This is a genomic window from Ruegeria sp. AF8, assembly GCF_056541825.1.
The window spans coordinates 709,879-726,820 of the sequence record NZ_JBQFYW010000001.1; the positions used below are offsets into that span (position 1 = coordinate 709,879).

A 16,942-nucleotide genomic window follows, 5' to 3' on the forward strand; every position below is an offset into this window, starting at 1 on the left:
TAAACGGTCAACGCGCAAAAGCAACAAAACAATTGGCAAATTTGTGCATTTTGTTCGCGAGTATGTGGAAATAACTAGACATAATTGTCAGAGCTCACATCCCGCGGTCCTGATTTTCCGATACGTGATCCCGGCAGGCCCGGTCATTCAGCGCCCGCCGCATGGTGCCGCGGGCGCGCCGGCAAATGCGTCAGTCGCCCCGCAACAGGGCCGCGACGCCGGTCCGGGCGATTTCGACCAGCCCAAGCGGCCGCATCAGATCGGCAAACGCGTCGATCTTGTCCGGCGCTCCGGTGATCTCGAAGATGAACGAGTTCAAGGTGCTGTCGACCACATTGGCGCGAAAGATATCGGCGAGCCGCAGGGCTTCGACCCGTTTGTCGCCCTGGCCGACCACCTTGAGCATCGCCAGCTCCCTTTCGACGGACGCACCTTCGACGGTCAGGTCATGCACGTCGCGTACCGATACGATGCGTCCAAGCTGGGCCTTGATCTGTTCGATCACCTGCGGCGTACCGGTGGTGACGATGGTGATGCGGCTCAGATGCCCGGTATGGTCCACCTCGGCCACCGTGAGGCTTTCGATGTTGTAGCCACGGCCCGAGAACAACCCAATGACGCGAGCCAGAACGCCGGGTTCGTTTTCCACCAGAACCGCGATCGTGTGCTTTTCCTGCACGTCCGAAAAGGTCGGGCGCAGGTTATAGGCGGAATGGCGGGTGGAACCTTGTTTGATATGTAGGGCAGACATTTACGTCCCTTTCCTCATTCAATTTGTGCCAGACTGCGAGAGATCCGGCAAAATTCGTTGAATCGTGTTACACCAGCACCGCGCCGCCGGACTGAATCACGCCCTGCGTCTCGGCTTCGCCCAGCAGCATTTCGTTATGCGCCTTGCCCGACGGGATCATCGGAAAGCAGTTCTCGTGCTTTTCGACCAGACAGTCAAAGATCACCGGGCCGTCATAGTTGATCATTTCCATGATCGCGTCATCCAGGTCGGCGGGATCGCTCACGCAGATTCCCTTGGCGCCGAAGGCTTCGGCCAGCTTCACGAAATCGGGCAGCGCCTCGGACCACGAATGCGAATAGCGCTCGCCATGCAGCAGTTCCTGCCACTGGCGCACCATGCCCAGGCGCTCGTTGTTGAGGATGAACTGTTTCACCGGCAGGCGGTACTGGGCGGCGGTGCCCATCTCCTGCATGTTCATCAGCCACGATGCCTCACCGGCGACGTTGATCACCAGCGCCTCGGGGTGCGCCATCTGCACACCGATGGAGGCTGGAAATCCGTATCCCATGGTTCCCAGCCCGCCCGAGGTCATCCAGCGATGCGGATCTTCGAAACCCATGAACTGCGCCGCCCACATCTGGTGCTGACCGACCTCGGTACAGACATAACGGTCATGCCCCTTGGTCAGTTCCTCGAGGCGCTGAAGCGCATATTGCGGTTTGATCGTCTTTTCGCTGTTGGTGAAGGCAAGACAGTTCACCTTGCGCCAATCCGCAATCTGCGCCTGCCATTGCGCCACGTTGGCCGCGTCGGTCTTGCGGCCCCGCGATTTCCAGACCTTCAGGATGTCCTCCAGCACATGCGCCACGTCCCCCACGATGGGGATATCGACCCGGATCACCTTGTTGATCGAGGATGGGTCGATGTCGATATGCGCCTTTTTCGAATGCGGGCTGAAGGCATCGATGCGTCCGGTGATGCGGTCATCGAAACGCGCCCCGACATTGATCATCAGGTCACAGTCGTGCATCGCCATGTTGGCCTCGTAAAGCCCGTGCATGCCCAGCATACCCAGCCAGTTCGGGCCGGATGCCGGATAGGCGCCCAGGCCCATCAAGGTCGAGGTGATCGGAAACCCGGTCGCATCGACCAGCTCGCGCAGCAGCTGGCTTGCGGCCGCGCCCGAATTGATGACGCCACCTCCGGTATAAAACACCGGCTTTTTCGCGGTCTCCATCGCGGCAACCAGTTCGGTGATCTCATCCAGATCGCCCTTGAGCACCGGCTGATAATGCGAGGTCGACGGTCTGGGTGGCTGATATTCACCGCTTGCAAACTGCACGTCCTTGGGAATGTCGATCAGCACCGGGCCGGGGCGGCCCGCGGTGGCGACATGGAACGCCTCGTGCAGAGTGGCGGCGAGCGTGTCTGTGTCCTTCACCAGCCAGTTATGCTTGGTACAGGGGCGCGTGATGCCCACGGTGTCGGCCTCCTGAAAGGCGTCCGAGCCGATCATGAAGGTCGGAACCTGCCCGGTCAGTACGATGATCGGGATCGAATCCATCAGCGCGTCGGTCAGGCCGGTCACCGCGTTGGTCGCACCGGGGCCGGAAGTCACCAGCGCCACGCCGGGCCTACCGGTCGAGCGGGCATAACCTTCGGCGGCGTGCACCGCGCCCTGTTCGTGCCGCACCAGAATGTGGCGGATATCGTTTTGCAGAAAAATCTCGTCATAGATCGGCAGTACCGCGCCACCGGGATATCCGAATACCGTGTCCACGCCCTGATCCTTGAGGGCCTGAACCACCATCTTTGCACCGGTCATCTCACGTGTCATCTGCTTTGCTCCATTGGCGACATGCGTCCGTTCAGCATAAAAAAAGCCCCCGATCATTCGGAGGCGCATGGGTTCGATTATGGTATTCCGTTACCGGCCCATGCGCTTTGTTCCTACGACTACGACTAGAGTGGTCATTGCCACTGGCTCCTTCTTGCTGGCGGGGACATTATGGTCGGGCGCCAGAAGCGTCAACAGCCAATCTGTCCAAAACATGATCCGGGCCCCTGTATTCGCGACATTTTGTTGCGCAGATTGCCGCATGCGGGGAACTTCCGTCAAACTGACCCGGCGGAAAACCACATCGTATCGCCGATGAGGGCAAAAACCGTCAACCTCATGTCCGAAACAGACCTGAACGGCTCCGATTGACCTGCCACGCTGGTGGAAAGCCATTCAAAAAACTCAGTTGCGGGGACCATTCGCATGATGCTTTACGATTTGGTGGATTTGGGCCGGTATCCGATCGACAGGCCAGGCTCGCCTGCCTACAGGCGCATGGTCAGCGATCTCCGGCGCGATCTGGATGAGGACGGATGTGCGGTACTGCCAGGTTTCGTTCATGAGCAGGGCGTCGAACTGCTCGTCCGCGAAGCCGACGCAGTGGCACCCATGGCGCATCGTTCCTTCAACCGAACCAACGCCTATTTCAGCAAGGACAATCCAGGCCTCAGCCCAAATCATCCGGCGCGGCGTTTCTACGATCGGTCGAATTCTTTTGTTCCCGCAGACAACTTTCCGGCGACGGGGCCATTGCGGCAAATCTACGAATATCCGGGCTTCATGCCGTTCATACGCGAAAGTTTGAATGAAACCGAGGACCGTTTTTTCCGCTACGACGATCCACTTGCGGATGTCATCATCAATGTGGTCGAGGAAGGGCAGGGGTTTCCCTGGCATTTCGACACAAACAACTACACGGTGACGCTGGCGATACAGAACGGAGAGTCGGGCGGAGAGTTCGAATATGCGCCGAACCTGCGCACATCCGACGACGAAAACTTCGAGGGCGTGGCCCAAATACTTGACGGAGACATGACCCAAGTGAGTCGTTTGGAACTTCGGCCCGGAGACCTGCAGATTTTCAAGGGACGTTACTCGTTGCACCGCGTCGCACCGGTCCGGGGGGACAGAAAACGCTATGTCGGCATCTTTTCCTTTGTCGAAACCGAAGGCATGTGCGGCGGGGTCGAACGGACCCGGCAACTCTATGGTCGTGTGCTGCCGCATCATTACGAACGCGAGGGGCGCCGTTCGGACCGGCTGCTGGACTGAAACCTTTCAAGATACGGCAGCAGCCCGCCGGATCGTCATGCGCGCCAATGCCGGAATGCGGCGGGATCAGAAACCGACGCCGGTGCCTTGGAGCATTCCATGCTCCATCGCATAGCGGGTCAGCCCTGCGGTCGACGAAATGCCAAGCTTGCGCTTGATGTTCTTGCGATGCGTTTCAACGGTGCGTACCGATATGTCGAGCGCGATCGCGACTTCCTTGTTCGATTTGCCCTGTGCCAGTTGCAAAAGGATCGTCTGCTCGCGCCCGGTAAGCGCCTCGCGCGTTTCACCCGCCTTCGGTTCCAGCGAACCGATTGCGCCCGTGCACAGATACCGTTCACCGCGCATGACGGCGTCGATTGCCTGTTTGATCTCGTCGGTCGGGACATCCTTGAGCACATAGCCCACCGCGCCGTGACTGAGGGCGGTCGAGATATATTCGGGGCTGTCATGCATCGAGAGGATCAGAATGCGTGTTCGGGGCAGGCGTTCCAGAATCATCTCGGTTGCGCTCAACCCGCCCAGACCGGGCATGTTAAGGTCCATCAGCACCACGTCGGGCGCCAAGGTGGCGGCATTGTCAACGGCTTCCTGCCCGTTGCCGAGCGTTCCGACGACCAGAATGTCCTCATAGCTTTCAAGGATGGATTGAATGCCTTCGGCGACCATCGGGTGATCGTCGACGATCAGGACGCGAACAGGATCGACGCTCATGTTCCGGCCTTTCTTTTCGGCGTCGCCTCCTCGCCGGGAGACAACAGGTGGCTGAGCGGCAGGCTGACTTCGATCACCGTGCCGCTTTGTGCGCCGCGTGATGACAGGATGCGCAGGGTGCCGTCAAGCTGTTCGATCCGTTCCTGCATGTTGCGCAGGCCAATACCCTGAGTGACCTGACCCGGCTGAGACCGCAGCCCGCGACCGTTATCCGCAATGCGCATGGTCGCGCCCTTCTTGTGCCCGCGCAGATCGATTGAGACATGCGTGGCGCCGGAATGGCGCTCGATATTCGTCAGGGCTTCCTGCGCGATACGGTAGAGGGCGATCTTGCTGTCCTGATCCAGCCGGTTGCGAAAAACCACTGTGGTGAATTCCGTCTCGATGCCGGTGCGCTCGCGAAAATCGTCGGTCAGTGCTTTGACCGCAGGGCCGAGCCCCAGATCGTCCAGTACGCCTGGGCGCAGGTCGCGGCTGATCCGGCGCACCTCGGTGATGGCAGTGCCCAGGTTTTCGATACCTTTCTCCAGCGGCGCGCTTGCGCCTTCGCCGTCGCCACGCCCCAGACGCCGCCGGGCGTTGTCCAGCGCAAAGCGCACACCGACGAGGATCTGACTGATACTGTCATGCAACTCGCGTGCAACGCGGCCCCGTTCTTCTTCCTGCGCATCGAATACGCGCTGGGTCAGTTCCTTGAGCTTGGCATCGGCCAGCCGCCGTTCTCGGATGTTCAAAAGCATACCCGACAGGAACACGATCAACAGCGCCGCCAGCACGATGGCGCCAATATAGTAGAATGTGCGCTGCACCCGCGCCTCGACCTCGGCCCGCGCATTGGCGACCGTCGCAAGAATGTCGTCGATGAAAACGCCGGTTCCGACCGCCCATTGCCAATCCTGCAGGCCCACGACATAGGCGATCATCATCGCCTCTTCCCCGGTCGACGGCTTTTCCCACATGAAACTGTGCCAGCCCGCCCCCTCGCGGGCCAGACGGATGAATTCATTCACCACCGGTATCCCGTTACTGTCGGTCAGCCCTTCCCAGTTTCGGTTGATGAACTCGGTCTGCCGGGGGCTGACCAGATTGGTTCCGTCATAGTCATAGACGAAAAAGAACCCGTCGGAGCCATAGATCATTGCCGCCAGAACCTGCGCGACCCGGGTCTTGGCCTTTTCGTCGTCCGGCGCGGCGGGGCCGTAGATATAGCCGAACCCGTTCCGCGCCTGCGTCACATAATTTCTAAGCTCATCTTTCTTGGTTTCGATCAACCGCTTTTCCAGCGCCTTGATCTCGCGTTCTGCGGTTGCGCGGGCCTCGAATGTCACCATCACCGCAATTGCCGCCACTGCGACCACCAGAGGGATGGCCGCCACCAGCGCGAGTTTCTGCGCATAGCTCAATTTGATCAGATCACGAATTGACCGCATGTCCGAATCGTTACGCAAGCGTGGCCGGAAAATCAAAAGGATTGGTATGCATCACAAAAGGGTGTGAAGTCCCGGCAGAGGGGTCGGGTATCATTTTTCTGCGCGAATCCCTGAGTTTGAAGGAAAAAATCCGGCCTCTACGCAGTACTAGGTATTCACATAGATTTCTGCTTCGCTAGGCTGGCGCCACCTGAAACGATCCGTCCGGAGCCCGCGCTTCGGGCATTACTAAAATAGGGGAGGATCACTCATATGGATCGTCGTTCATTTCTGAAAACTTCCGCTCTGGGCGGCTCGGCCGCGGCGGCCACCACCCTGGCGGCCCCGGCCTATGCGCAGGACAAGCGTACGCTGACCATGGTCACGACCTGGCCGCGCGGATTTGCAGGCGTGCACGACGCCGCGCAGCGTGTCGCCGACAACATCACCGCGATGAGCGATGGCCAGCTTACGGTGGATCTCAAGGCCGCAGGCGAACTTGTCGGTGCGTTCGAGGTGTTCGACGCGGTGACCGCAGGCCAGGCGGATATGTATCACGGCGCCGACTACTATTTCGTCGGCCAGCATCCGGGCTATGCATTCTTTACCGCCGTGCCGTTCGGCATGACCGCACAGGAACTGGTGAACTGGTATTATCATGCCGGCGGCGCCGAACTGCATGACGAGCTGGGCCAGATCTTTGGTCTGAAATCCTTCCTGGCGGGCAACACCGGTGCTCAGGCGGGTGGCTGGTTCGCGAAAGAGATCAATGGCCCCGAGGATTTCAACGGTCTCAAGTTCCGGATGCCCGGCCTTGGCGGCAAGGCGCTGGGCAAGCTTGGCGCATCGGTGCAGAACCTGCCGGGTGGCGAGGTGTATCAGGCGCTGGCGTCCGGCGCGATCGACGGCACCGAATGGATCGGACCATGGGCAGACGAAAAGGCCGGTTTCCAGGAGGTCACCAAGACCTATTATACCGCAGGCTTCCATGAACCGGGCGCGGGCCTGTCCGTGGCAACCAACCGCGAAGTCTTCGAAGGCCTGAGCCCGGCCCAGCAGAAGATCATCGAAATCGCGGCCGCCGAATGCCACCAGTGGAACTTGGCACAGTTCCTTGCCAACAACGGTTCCTCGCTGCAGCGTCTGCAGTCTTCGGGCGTGAAGGCCGTGGAATTCCCCGACAGCGTTTGGGACGCCTTCGGCAAAGCTTCGGCAGAAGTGATGCAGGAAAACATGGGCGACGAGCTGTTCAAGAAGATCCACGACAGTGCCATGGAGTCGATGAAAGCCTCGGCGGCCTGGGACAGCAAGTCCTCGCGGATCTACACCGCTCAGCGCGACCGCGTTCTGGGCTAGGCTGTTATCCGCAAAAAACCGGTTCCTCCGCGCAAGGCGGGGGAACTTTTCCCGTTGCCCGGGCGCGAACAGGTGGGGTTCGCAGCCATAGCCGGCAACTGACGAGACCCTGGGGACAACATGCAGGACGAAAACGGCATCTCGTTTTTCGGCGCATTGTGGAATGGACTTATCTGGTTCCTTCAGAACATCGCCGAAGCCTTCTATAACCTCGGATACGCCGTCACGCATCCGCAGCTCTGGCTGAACTGGTCGGACAAAGAGGCGATCATGCGCTTTGTCTATTACGGCGGCTCGGTCGAATTCTTCTTTGTCGTGTTCACCCTGTTTCTGGTGCTGACCGCCATCGGAGTGTACAGGCGCGGCTTCATGTGGGGTATGGTGCGCGGGCTGGAAGGGTTTGCCAACACGACCGGACGCTTCTTTGCCTGGGCGGGCCTGCTGATGGTGATCCAGCAGATCGTCATTGTCTTCATGCAGCGGGTATTTGCGCGCCCCGACATGGTGTTTGGTTTCGGCATCCCGGTTCAGCTGGACATCAGCTGGTATGCCGAAGAGCTGAAACTTTACAACGCGATGGTGGTTTGCATGTGTGCCACCTACACATTCGTGCAGGGCGGCCACGTGCGCGTCGACCTGATCTATGCCGGGCTCAGCCATCGCGGCAAACGTGTCGTGGACATGCTGGGGTCGCTGATGTTCATGATGCCGATGGCGGTGCTGACCTGGATGTATGGCTGGTATTTCATGTGGCGGCACCTGATCGTGCCGAAACCCTCGGCCTCTGACGCGCTGGACCGTCTGCTCATGAAATCCCGCGCCCTGCGCTGGAACGTGGAAACCATCGGCTTCAGCCCCAACGGATTCAACGGGTATTTCCTGTTCAAGATCCTGCTGGTGTCATTCGCTGCAATGGTCTTCCTGCACGCCATCGCGTTCTTCTACCGCTCGTATCTGGAGTTCGTGGAAGGGCCGGAAAGTGCAGGCAAATACCTCGACAAGGATACGCTTGGCGAAGGTGAAGAAGCCTATGAAGGCGCTCATTAAGTACGGGGACTAGGGAATATGCTATTCGGTCTTGATGGCGTCGAAATTGGCCTCATTATCGTGTTTCTTTGCCTTTTCGGAGGCATCCTGAGCGGCTTTCCGGTGGCCTTCGCCATTGGCGGCGCCGGGATCATCTCATTCGGCATCATCGCCGCGCTCGATAGCGCAGGGTTGCTGGTGCACCAGGCGATCGACACCGGGTCGCAACTGTATTCCGATCTGATCGCTTCAGGTGTGAAGCCGGACACGATTTCGGTCTTCCGATACCCGGATTTGCCACGCGTCGCCGAGAACGTTTTTGTCGGCGGCTGGGAAACCGCGATGGACCGCAACATCTCGTTCATCGTTAACCGCATGAACGAGCGGGTACTGGCGGGGCAATCCATCGAAACGCTGCTGGCCGTGCTGATGTTCGTGCTGATGGGCATCACGCTGGAACGTTCCAAGATCGCCAACGATCTGCTGACCACGATGGCGCGCGTCTTTGGCCCGCTGCCGGGTGGCCTGGCGGTGTCGATCGTGGTGGTGGGGGCATTTCTGGCCGCTTCGACCGGGATTGTCGGCGCAACCGTGGTGACGATGGGGCTGCTGGCGCTGCCCACCATGTTGCGCAACAACTATTCGCCGGAACTGGCAACCGGGGTGATCGCGGCTTCCGGGACGTTGGGGCAGATCATTCCGCCTTCGATCGTGATCGTGCTGCTGGGCACTCTTGCCGGCGACCTCTATTCCGCCGCGCAGGAGACCCGTGCCACCACGGCAGGCTGTTCCGACGCCCTGACGTATCTGGGCGAACCGGCGGTGGTTTCGGTTGGCACGCTGTTCCAGGCCGCGTTGCTGCCCGGGATAATGCTGGCCTTCCTTTATGCGCTATATGCATTCGGCTATGCGCTGCTGAATCCGGAACACGCGCCTGCAGTTCCGATGTCGGGCGGCAGCGGTGAGCCGATCACCCGCGCCGAAGGTCTGACCTGGTTGCTGGCGGCGCCGCTCGGGCTGATTGCGGGTGCCGTTCTGATGGGCAGTGTCGGGCTGATCGGCAATCAGGACGTTACCGTTTCGGCGTTCTCGGACATTTCCGAGGGCGCGTCGCTGCGCACCAATGTTTCGGCCGAATGCAAGGCGTCGATGATCGAACTGCATGGTCAGTCGGCCTGGGATCAGGCCGTGGCCGAGCAGGCGCAGATCGACGAAGCGGGCGGCTCAACTGAATCGCAAAAGCTGAGCGACGAGGAATTTGAAGCGGCCCGAGCGGCCAAGATCGCGGCCGCGGCCCCGATCGGCACCGGCGTTGCCCTGGTCGTTGTCCTGCTCGGCCTGACGCTGATTCTGGCGCGCGGCATTGCGCCCTCGCGCCCGGCGATGCCCCTGATATTGGGCTCTCTGGGTCTGCTGGGCGTGGTGCTGGTCGACATTCTTGCAGTCGCACCGACGACCTCGTCCGGGACTACGTTTGTCATGCTGGCACTGCCCTTCTTTTTGGCTATCTATGGCTGCAAGGAAGCGGCGATACGCTGTGCGAGCAATGATCTGATCCGAGTGGTTTTCCCGCCACTGGTTCTGATCATCGCGGTTCTCGGGTCGATCCTGGGCGGCATCACCAACCCGACGCCGGCGGCGGCGCTGGGGGCGGGCGGCGCTATCATGCTGGCGGCCTATCGCAAGCTTCAGGATCAGGGCCGGTCCGGCCGGGTCATCATCTGGTCGACCTTCGCGATCATCATCTGTCTGCTGATCGGTGTGAACTTCGATCTGCGCATCAATCAGGGCAATGTCAACTTCGAGTCGTGGGTCGCCTTCATTCTGGCCTATGCCACCTATCTTTATGCTCTGTTCGGTCTGCTGTTTGGCTGCTGGGTGCTGTTTACCAGTGGCGTTCTTACACCGGTTGTGCGCGAGACGGCCAAGGTGACGTCGATGGTGTTCACCATCCTGATCGGATCGCAATTGCTGAACCTGGTGGTGATCTCGTTCGGCGGCGAACACTATATCCAGCAATTCCTGAAAAGCTTTGACAACGAGTTCACGGTCTTCCTGATCGTGATGCTGGTGCTGTTCATTCTGGGCTTTGTTCTGGACTTCCTCGAAATCATCTACATCGTGATCCCCATCGTGGGGCCGGTGATCTATGGCGGGTCGTTCGATCCGAAATGGGTCACGATCATGGTGGCGGTGAACCTGCAAACCTCGTTCCTGACACCGCCCTTCGGCTTCGCGCTATTCTACCTGCGCGGTGTGGCGCCCAAGGAGGTCACGACAGGCCATATCTATCGGGGCATCATTCCGTTCGTGATCATTCAGGTGGTGGGGATCGGAATACTGTGGTTCTTCCCGGCCATCGTGACGATCGTACCGGCACTGATTCCGAATTGATCGAGGCTGGCGGCAATAATAGAAAAGGGAGCCTTCGGGCTCCCTTTTACGTTTGTTGCAGGAAAAAAGGCCGCTTTGGCGCGACTGTCAGCGGCGGTTGATATATCCGGTCTCAGCCCTTGGTCGGGTGCCGGTCGGGCAGTTGGATATTCGCGACCTGCTCGGCAATCGGATCGGTGGCCAGGGGGTGGTGCGTGATATCTTCGTATGCGCGAGGGTTCTTCACCCTTTCCCAGCGTCCCCCGAGATAGATTTCCAGGCCCGAGAACTTGGCCTTGTATCCCATCTTGGAACTGCCCGGCACCCAATAGCCCAGATAGACATACGGCAATCCGGCCTCGCGGGCGATGTCGATATGATCGAGGATCATAAAGGTGCCCAGCGAGTTCTGCGGCTGATAGGGGTCGTAAAAGGAATAGACCATGCTCAGCCCGTCTTCGAGAACGTCCGTCAGGCTGACGGCCATCAGGTCGCCGGTGCGCCTGTCGGAATACTCGACAACCCGGCTGCGGATCGGAGTTTCCTCGATCATCGCCGCGAATTCGAACACGTCCATGTCGGCCATGCCGCCGTCGGCATGCCGGGCGTCCAGATAGCGCCGGAACAACTCGAACTGGTCGTCCGTGGCCCAGGGAGACATGGCGCGGCGCTCAAGATGCTCGTTGCGCTTGGCGGTTCGTTTCTGGCTTTTCCCGGGGCTGAAGGCGGACACGTCGATCCTGGCGGAAAGACAGGCGGAACATTCCGTGCAGGAGGGTCGGTACAACACGTTCTGGGATCGGCGAAAACCCTGTTTCGACAGGGAATCGTTCAGCCGGTTCGCGCCTTCGCCTTGCAGGGCGGTGAACAATTTCCGTTCCATCCGGTCCTCAAGATAAGGACACGGCTGAGGTGCCGTCACATAGAATTGTGGCGCTATCGGCAGCGTGTGGCGCATGCGGGTTCCGTGTTTGTTTGGTTGATGATAGCAACCGTTTCGGAACCCGCCAAGGATTCAATGAAGCGCTTTCAGGCGATTGCCCGCCGGTTCAGGGCAACCGTTCCGAGGAAAGCATCGGTCAGTCCCTGACAGCGTGCGCTGGTCAGCATCATGATGACCGAGACCACCTGTATCACCGGAAACGCCATGCTGACGAAATAGCCGGCAGTGTGCGCGAGCGCCTTGCCCGCATCCATGCGTGCCCCGAATGCGTCGCGCAACTCGATCCCCATGAACCGCATACCCCAGGTGGCCGAGCCGTTTGTGATGGTGGCGACACGGTATACGAAACTGATCACCATATAGATCAGGGCCAGAAAGAACAGGCCCAGCCCCACGGTCAGCAGCACTGCGATCATGCTGAAGACCGAAATGATGGCCACGTCGATCAGCCAGGCGGCAAAGCGTTTGACTGCCACGGTCTGATAGAACTGAGGTTGACGGTCCGGATCGGGCAGGTGGTTCATGGGGTTCGTCCAGAAAAGGGCAGGGGCAATACGCCCCGCCCGGATGTCCGGGCAGGGCGGTCTGGGGTCAGGCGTCGTCTTTTGGTTCGTCCATGTCGTCCCGGTTGGCGCGGGCGCGCTCGTCCATGAACTGATCGAATTCGGCCTTGTCCTTGGCTTCACGCAGGCGTCTGAGGAAATCCTCGAAGTCCTGCTGCTCACGCTCCAGCCGTGCCAGAGTGTCGGCCTTGTAGGCATCGAATGCGCTGTTGCCCGAAGGTTTCATCGCGCTCATGTGGCTGTGCCAGGTTTTGCGGCGGCTGCAGGATTTGCTGAACATGCGTTTGCTCCAGATCAGATAGGCAAGAAGGGCCAGGCCGATGGGCCAGAAGAAGACAAAGCCAAGGACCATCGCTGCGATCCATGCGCCCTTGCCTTTGCTGTCAAGCCAGGCTTCGGTACGGTAAAGCCATCCTGGTTGGGCAGGGGTGGCGGGGTCTGACAATGTGGACATCTGGACTCTCCTGGTTGATGTAAACACCTTTCACATTGAACAAGATGGTGAGGGATTGAGGGATTGCAAGAGGAAATGTGAAAAAGATTTACATTCCCCTCGATGCCCGCGTTTCCGGTGTCGCCGGGGATGGCATGTTTTGTTTGTGGCGCGACACGTCCATTTTTCAAATTTTGGCAGATTTATATGCGGCAACAAGGTTTTGATCTCCGGATGCCAAGGGAAACACGGAAGATGGAACCGGGGATTCCCGGGCCAGGAACCAACTGCATTCGGGCCGCTGTTTGTACGCTTCGGATGTGCTACACCGTAGCACGCTCGAATCGAGAACCCCGGAAATCCGCAGGAATACGACGAAATCAGGGGAAATAGTGCCAAAGGGGCCGTCAAGGTTGTACGGAGTTAACGCTTTGAAAAATAACGCACAAAAAGCGGCGCGTTTAAGCGTGGCACCGATGATGGACTGGACCGACCGTCACTGTCGTTATCTGCACCGCCTCCTAAGCCGCAACGCCTTGCTCTATACGGAAATGGTCACGGCACCTGCGCTGGTGCGGGGCGGGGCGCTGCATCTGCTTGGCTTCAATCCCGAAGAACACCCGGTGGCGTTGCAACTCGGAGGTTCCGACGCCAGGGAACTGGCGCAGGCTGCGCGGCTTGGGGCGCAGGCCGGTTATGACGAGATCAACCTCAATTGCGGCTGCCCCTCGGACCGGGTTCAATCGGGCACTTTCGGTGCCGTGCTGATGAAAGAGCCGGATCGTGTTGCGGCGTGTGTCACAGCCATGCGCGAGGCGGTGGATGTGGATATCACCGTCAAATGCCGCATCGGCGTGGATGATCAGGACCCCGAACAGGTCCTGCCCGAGTTTCTGGACAAAATCTCGCAAGCCGGATGCAGGCGGGTCACGATCCATGCGCGCAAGGCGTGGCTGCAGGGTCTCAGCCCCAAGGAAAACCGCGATATCCCGCCCTTGGACTATGATCTTGTGCACCGGATGAAGCGCGAATTCCCGCAGCTTCACATCTCGATCAACGGCGGTATCGCCTCGCTGGCCGAGGCGCGGAGGCATCTTGATGCCGGGCTCGACGGTGTGATGATCGGCCGCGCCGCCTATCACCAGCCGGCCGATATTCTTTGCGAGGCGGATACGCAGATTTTCGGCACGGGCCAGATCACGAACCCGTTGGATGCAGTGGGCCGGATGCTGCCCTATATCGAGCACCATCTCAGCCACGGTGGGCGTCTGCACCAAATCACCCGGCATATGCTGGGCCTGTTCGCGGGCCGTCCGGGCGCGCGCGGCTGGCGGCGGGCGCTGTCCGAAGGCGCGGTGCGCGAAGGCGCTGGGCCGGAAGTGGTCGAGGCGGCCCTGACCCGGATCGCGCCACTGGTCGAGGCCGCAGAGGCGGTGTAACAAGGCCGGAACTGATCGGGAGGGGACGATGCCGGAGACGATGCTGTTGGTCCAGATGCTGGGCCTGTTGCTGGCGATCGGCGCCTTTGCGGGCGTGCTGGCGGGGTTGCTGGGCGTCGGCGGCGGCATCGTTCTGGTCCCCGCGTTTTTCTATGCGTTCCAGACACTTGGCTATGGCGGCCCACAACTGATGCAGATGTGCCTGGCGACCTCTCTGGCAACGATCATCGTCACCTCGGTCCGCTCGGTTCTGAGTCACAACAAGAAGGGCGCGGTCGACTGGTCGATCCTGCGCAGTTGGGGGCCGGGTATCGCCTTGGGGGCCGTCATCGGCGTGCTGGTGGCTTCGGCGCTGCGGTCCGAAGCGTTGCAGGCGCTTTTCGGTGTTCTGGGGATGGTGATCGGCGCCTATCTGGGCCTTGGCAAATCCGAATGGCGATTAGGCGATGCAATGCCAAAGGGGCTGCGGCGGATCACCCTATCGCCGATGGTAGGGTTTCTGTCGGTGCTGATGGGAATTGGCGGAGGCAGTTTCGGCGTGCCGCTGATGAGCCTTTACAACACGCCGATCCACAGGGCCGTGGCGACCGCTGCAGGATTTGGCGTCATCATTGCGGTTCCGGGCGTTCTGGGCTTTCTGTTTCTCGAAATCGCGCCCGAACACCGTCCGCCGCTGACGTTTGGTGCGGTCAACCTGATCGCTTTTGGCATCGTCATTGCAATGACCCTGATCACGACACCTTGGGGGGTCAGGCTGGCCCACGCGATGGATCCGAAGCCGCTGAAACGTGTCTTTGCCGTGTTTCTGACGCTGGTCGCGCTCAACATGCTGCGCAAGGCACTGGGATGGTAGACGCGTTTTTCGAACGCGGGTGGCTCCGTTTTCCCTTCGATCCGGTTCTGGCGGATTGGGTCGGCCACGCCTTGCCCGCCGCAAGGGCATCCGTCTGCGACCCGGCCCACGTCCAGTGGCACGATTGCGACGGGACGTGGTTCATCGGCGTCGACGCGCTCGATAATGATCCGCAGGGCAGGGTGGGAGGTTCGGGCCGCTTGTCCGGCAAGGCGGTGGAGTTCATTTCCCGGCAATTGGGTTTTCACCCGCTGCACAAAGGCCAGGTGTCGGTGATCTATCCGGGCTATCCCCGTCCGCGCCGGGGAGAAAGCGAGGCGGCGGCGCGATACCGGGCCAAACGCGATGCGGCGCATGTGGACGGTCTGAAACCCTGCGGCCCCGAACGCCGCCGCAAGGTTGACGAGCCGCACGCCTGGATTATGGGCATTCCCCTCACTGAAACCAGCGCCGACGCCGCCCCGATGGTGGTCTGGGATGGCAGTCACCGGATTTTGGGGGAAGCGTTTGCAAAAGCGCTCAAAGGTTTGCCCGGCGACAGTCTCCATCAGGTTGATGTCACCGACATCTACCAGAACGCCCGGCGTGTCGTGTTCGACACCTGCCCGCGCATCGAATTGCCGGCGCGCCCGGGCGAGGCGTATCTGTTGCACCGCCACACCCTGCACGGGGTCGCGCCCTGGGCCGACACCGCATTCGCCGGGCCGGATGGCCGGATGATCGCATATTTCCGCCCCGAACTGCCCGGGGGAGTAGCCGAATGGATCGAAACCCCGTAACCTTCCGGAAATTTTTTTCGAAGTTGAGGGGATTTGAGACCATGATCAGCATCACGACCCAATTGGACGGCGCCTTGATCGAGGCGGAACTGTCGGGCGAAATCACCAGCGCCGATTACGCAGACACTCTGGTTCCGGCTGTCGAGGCGGCGCTGGCCGATCACGACCGCATTCGCCTGCTGGTCATCATGGGGCAGGAGTTCCGGGGTTACGACCTGAGCGCGGCCTGGGCCGATACGATGCTGGGCCTCAGTCATTGGCGCGGTTTTGACCGGATCGCGGTCGTATCGGACCAGAAATGGGTACAGAATGGCGTCCGGCTGGCCGCACCGATCCTGCCCTGTCCTGTGCAGGTTTTTGATCTGGCCGAGGTGGAAACCGCCCGCCGCTGGATTCGCGAGTCGCTGGGGACGATCCATGTCACCGATCTGGGCGGGCCGTGCATTCAGATCAAGCTGATGGGCAAGCTCGACCCCGAAGCCTATGAAGATGCCGAGGGCGATCTGGACGCGCTGATCCGCGCCAAGGACGGGTTCCGCCTTTTGATCAACCTGACGGAATTCGATGGCTGGCAGGGCCTGTCGGGACTGGCCGCGCATTTCCGCCTTGCGGGCAACCATGTGGGTCTGCTCGACCGCGCGGCCATAGTCGGCGACAAGACCTGGCAGCGTATGGCTGAACGGGTAGGGCGCCATATCGTGAACGCCAAGGCACAGTTCTTCCCCGCCGACGAACTGGAAGCCGCCAAGGCGTGGCTCGCTGCAGGCTGACCGAAAGGGGCCGGGTATGGATATCCACGCAGAGCTGCAATCGCTCTATGACCGCTACGTCGCCGCCTATCGCCGTGGCGACGCCGCCGGGTGTGCCGCGTGTTTTTCCGAGAACGCGGAACTGTTCTCGCCCTACGGCCCGCCTGCAAAGGGACGCTCGGCCATAGAGGCAACCCATTCCGAATGGGTCGCGGAGGGGGGCGAAAGTAAATCAATCGACGTTGTTCAGTCCGGGCAAAACGGTGATCTGGCATGGTGCGTTGCGCGTTTCTCCGAAGAGGCGCTGGCCGAAGAAGGCGTTTCGCTCAATGTCTGCGAACGTCAGCCGGACGGGGCCTGGCTGATCCGGATGTGCAGCCTGAACGAGGTTGAAATTCCAGCCTCTGGGGGAACACATTAGGCCGGGTGCGGACATGTTCCGGAAGGACAGGCAGGAAAT

General features: G+C 60.3%; 16 protein-coding genes. 9 read left to right on the top strand and 7 right to left on the bottom strand.

Annotated elements, in window-relative coordinates; all coding sequences use genetic code 11:
* Positions 1 to 190 precede the first annotated feature (190 nt).
* Together ilvN and ACR0AO_RS03600 are read right to left on the bottom strand one after the other, a co-directional pair.
* A complete protein-coding gene (gene ilvN / locus ACR0AO_RS03595) occupies positions 191 to 751 on the bottom strand; it encodes an acetolactate synthase small subunit (protein WP_480599977.1) in 561 nt (186 codons plus the stop codon).
* A 67-nt stretch (positions 752 to 818) separates the two neighbouring features.
* On the bottom strand, positions 819 to 2,570 hold the full coding sequence (locus tag ACR0AO_RS03600; protein WP_480599979.1) for an acetolactate synthase 3 large subunit: 1,752 nt from the start codon (positions 2,568 to 2,570) through the stop codon (positions 819 to 821).
* Between the two features lie 429 nt (positions 2,571 to 2,999).
* Between ACR0AO_RS03600 and ACR0AO_RS03605 the strand changes: the two genes are divergently transcribed.
* Entirely contained in the window at positions 3,000 to 3,845 is an 846-nt protein-coding gene (locus tag ACR0AO_RS03605) for a HalD/BesD family halogenase (RefSeq protein ID WP_480600851.1), read from the top strand.
* Between the two features lie 66 nt (positions 3,846 to 3,911).
* Here ACR0AO_RS03605 and ACR0AO_RS03610 read toward each other — a convergent pair whose 3' ends face one another.
* A complete protein-coding gene (locus tag ACR0AO_RS03610; protein ID WP_480599981.1) occupies positions 3,912 to 4,559 on the bottom strand; it encodes a response regulator transcription factor in 648 nt (215 codons plus the stop codon).
* Positions 4,556 to 5,989, bottom strand: coding sequence for a cache domain-containing protein (locus ACR0AO_RS03615; protein ID WP_480599983.1), 1,434 nt, complete (start codon positions 5,987 to 5,989; stop codon positions 4,556 to 4,558). Before ACR0AO_RS03615 ends, ACR0AO_RS03610 begins: the two co-directional genes overlap by 4 nt.
* A gap of 252 nt (positions 5,990 to 6,241) precedes the next feature.
* Between ACR0AO_RS03615 and ACR0AO_RS03620 the strand changes: the two genes are divergently transcribed.
* From ACR0AO_RS03620 to ACR0AO_RS03630, 3 genes are all read left to right on the top strand, one after another.
* Entirely contained in the window at positions 6,242 to 7,324 is a 1,083-nt protein-coding gene (locus ACR0AO_RS03620) for a TRAP transporter substrate-binding protein (protein WP_480599985.1), read from the top strand.
* Positions 7,325 to 7,444: 120 nt separating this feature from the next.
* Positions 7,445 to 8,371 (top strand): TRAP transporter small permease subunit, encoded by a 927-nt coding sequence (locus ACR0AO_RS03625; protein WP_480599987.1) that lies wholly within the window; start codon positions 7,445 to 7,447, stop codon positions 8,369 to 8,371.
* An 18-nt stretch (positions 8,372 to 8,389) separates the two neighbouring features.
* Complete coding sequence (locus ACR0AO_RS03630; RefSeq protein WP_480599990.1) at positions 8,390 to 10,744, top strand: TRAP transporter large permease subunit; 2,355 nt, start codon at positions 8,390 to 8,392, stop codon at positions 10,742 to 10,744.
* A 112-nt stretch (positions 10,745 to 10,856) separates the two neighbouring features.
* On the opposite strand, the gene ACR0AO_RS03635 is transcribed toward ACR0AO_RS03630, so the two are convergent.
* The 3 genes from ACR0AO_RS03635 to ACR0AO_RS03645 all read right to left on the bottom strand — a co-directional run bounded on the left by ACR0AO_RS03635 (position 10,857) and on the right by ACR0AO_RS03645 (position 12,683).
* Complete coding sequence (locus ACR0AO_RS03635) at positions 10,857 to 11,681, bottom strand: arginyltransferase (RefSeq protein ID WP_480599993.1); 825 nt, start codon at positions 11,679 to 11,681, stop codon at positions 10,857 to 10,859.
* A gap of 71 nt (positions 11,682 to 11,752) precedes the next feature.
* Complete coding sequence (locus tag ACR0AO_RS03640) at positions 11,753 to 12,190, bottom strand: RDD family protein (RefSeq protein WP_480599995.1); 438 nt, start codon at positions 12,188 to 12,190, stop codon at positions 11,753 to 11,755.
* Positions 12,191 to 12,257: 67 nt separating this feature from the next.
* Positions 12,258 to 12,683 (bottom strand): DUF2852 domain-containing protein, encoded by a 426-nt coding sequence (locus tag ACR0AO_RS03645; protein WP_480599997.1) that lies wholly within the window; start codon positions 12,681 to 12,683, stop codon positions 12,258 to 12,260.
* Between the two features lie 410 nt (positions 12,684 to 13,093).
* On the opposite strand from ACR0AO_RS03645, the gene dusA reads away from it, so the two are divergent.
* Genes dusA through ACR0AO_RS03670 form a run of 5 tightly spaced genes read left to right on the top strand, consistent with a single transcriptional unit; the run spans position 13,094 to position 16,903 of the window.
* On the top strand, positions 13,094 to 14,101 hold the full coding sequence (dusA, locus tag ACR0AO_RS03650; RefSeq protein WP_480599999.1) for a tRNA dihydrouridine(20/20a) synthase DusA: 1,008 nt from the start codon (positions 13,094 to 13,096) through the stop codon (positions 14,099 to 14,101).
* Positions 14,102 to 14,129: 28 nt separating this feature from the next.
* On the top strand, positions 14,130 to 14,954 hold the full coding sequence (locus tag ACR0AO_RS03655; protein WP_480600001.1) for a sulfite exporter TauE/SafE family protein: 825 nt from the start codon (positions 14,130 to 14,132) through the stop codon (positions 14,952 to 14,954).
* The gene (locus ACR0AO_RS03660) at positions 14,948 to 15,733 is read left to right on the top strand and encodes a hypothetical protein (RefSeq protein WP_480600003.1); all 786 of its coding nucleotides are present in this window, start codon (positions 14,948 to 14,950) and stop codon (positions 15,731 to 15,733) included. The genes ACR0AO_RS03655 and ACR0AO_RS03660 overlap by 7 nt, the downstream gene beginning before the upstream one ends.
* Before the next feature lie 41 nt (positions 15,734 to 15,774).
* A complete protein-coding gene (locus tag ACR0AO_RS03665) occupies positions 15,775 to 16,503 on the top strand; it encodes a SpoIIAA family protein (RefSeq protein WP_480600005.1) in 729 nt (242 codons plus the stop codon).
* A gap of 16 nt (positions 16,504 to 16,519) precedes the next feature.
* Positions 16,520 to 16,903, top strand: coding sequence for a YybH family protein (locus ACR0AO_RS03670; protein WP_480600007.1), 384 nt, complete (start codon positions 16,520 to 16,522; stop codon positions 16,901 to 16,903).
* Positions 16,904 to 16,942: the final 39 nt, after the last annotated feature.

Bases quoted from the DNA above. Each gene is read 5' to 3' on its own strand.
- ACR0AO_RS03640 (WP_480599995.1), bottom strand. From the start codon at position 12,190: ATGAACCACCTGCCCGATCCGGACCGTCAACCTCAGTTCTATCAGACC.
- ACR0AO_RS03665 (WP_480600005.1), top strand. From the start codon at position 15,775: ATGATCAGCATCACGACCCAATTGGACGGCGCCTTGATCGAGGCGGAA.
- ACR0AO_RS03630 (WP_480599990.1), top strand. From the start codon at position 8,390: ATGCTATTCGGTCTTGATGGCGTCGAAATTGGCCTCATTATCGTGTTT.
- ACR0AO_RS03620 (WP_480599985.1), top strand. From the start codon at position 6,242: ATGGATCGTCGTTCATTTCTGAAAACTTCCGCTCTGGGCGGCTCGGCC.
- ACR0AO_RS03635 (WP_480599993.1), bottom strand. From the start codon at position 11,681: ATGCGCCACACGCTGCCGATAGCGCCACAATTCTATGTGACGGCACCT.
- ACR0AO_RS03610 (WP_480599981.1), bottom strand. From the start codon at position 4,559: ATGAGCGTCGATCCTGTTCGCGTCCTGATCGTCGACGATCACCCGATG.
- ACR0AO_RS03615 (WP_480599983.1), bottom strand. From the start codon at position 5,989: ATGCGGTCAATTCGTGATCTGATCAAATTGAGCTATGCGCAGAAACTC.
- ilvN (WP_480599977.1), bottom strand. From the start codon at position 751: ATGTCTGCCCTACATATCAAACAAGGTTCCACCCGCCATTCCGCCTAT.
- ACR0AO_RS03605 (WP_480600851.1), top strand. From the start codon at position 3,000: ATGCTTTACGATTTGGTGGATTTGGGCCGGTATCCGATCGACAGGCCA.
- ACR0AO_RS03655 (WP_480600001.1), top strand. From the start codon at position 14,130: ATGCCGGAGACGATGCTGTTGGTCCAGATGCTGGGCCTGTTGCTGGCG.
- ACR0AO_RS03660 (WP_480600003.1), top strand. From the start codon at position 14,948: ATGGTAGACGCGTTTTTCGAACGCGGGTGGCTCCGTTTTCCCTTCGAT.
- ACR0AO_RS03600 (WP_480599979.1), bottom strand. From the start codon at position 2,570: ATGACACGTGAGATGACCGGTGCAAAGATGGTGGTTCAGGCCCTCAAG.
- ACR0AO_RS03670 (WP_480600007.1), top strand. From the start codon at position 16,520: ATGGATATCCACGCAGAGCTGCAATCGCTCTATGACCGCTACGTCGCC.
- ACR0AO_RS03645 (WP_480599997.1), bottom strand. From the start codon at position 12,683: ATGTCCACATTGTCAGACCCCGCCACCCCTGCCCAACCAGGATGGCTT.
- ACR0AO_RS03625 (WP_480599987.1), top strand. From the start codon at position 7,445: ATGCAGGACGAAAACGGCATCTCGTTTTTCGGCGCATTGTGGAATGGA.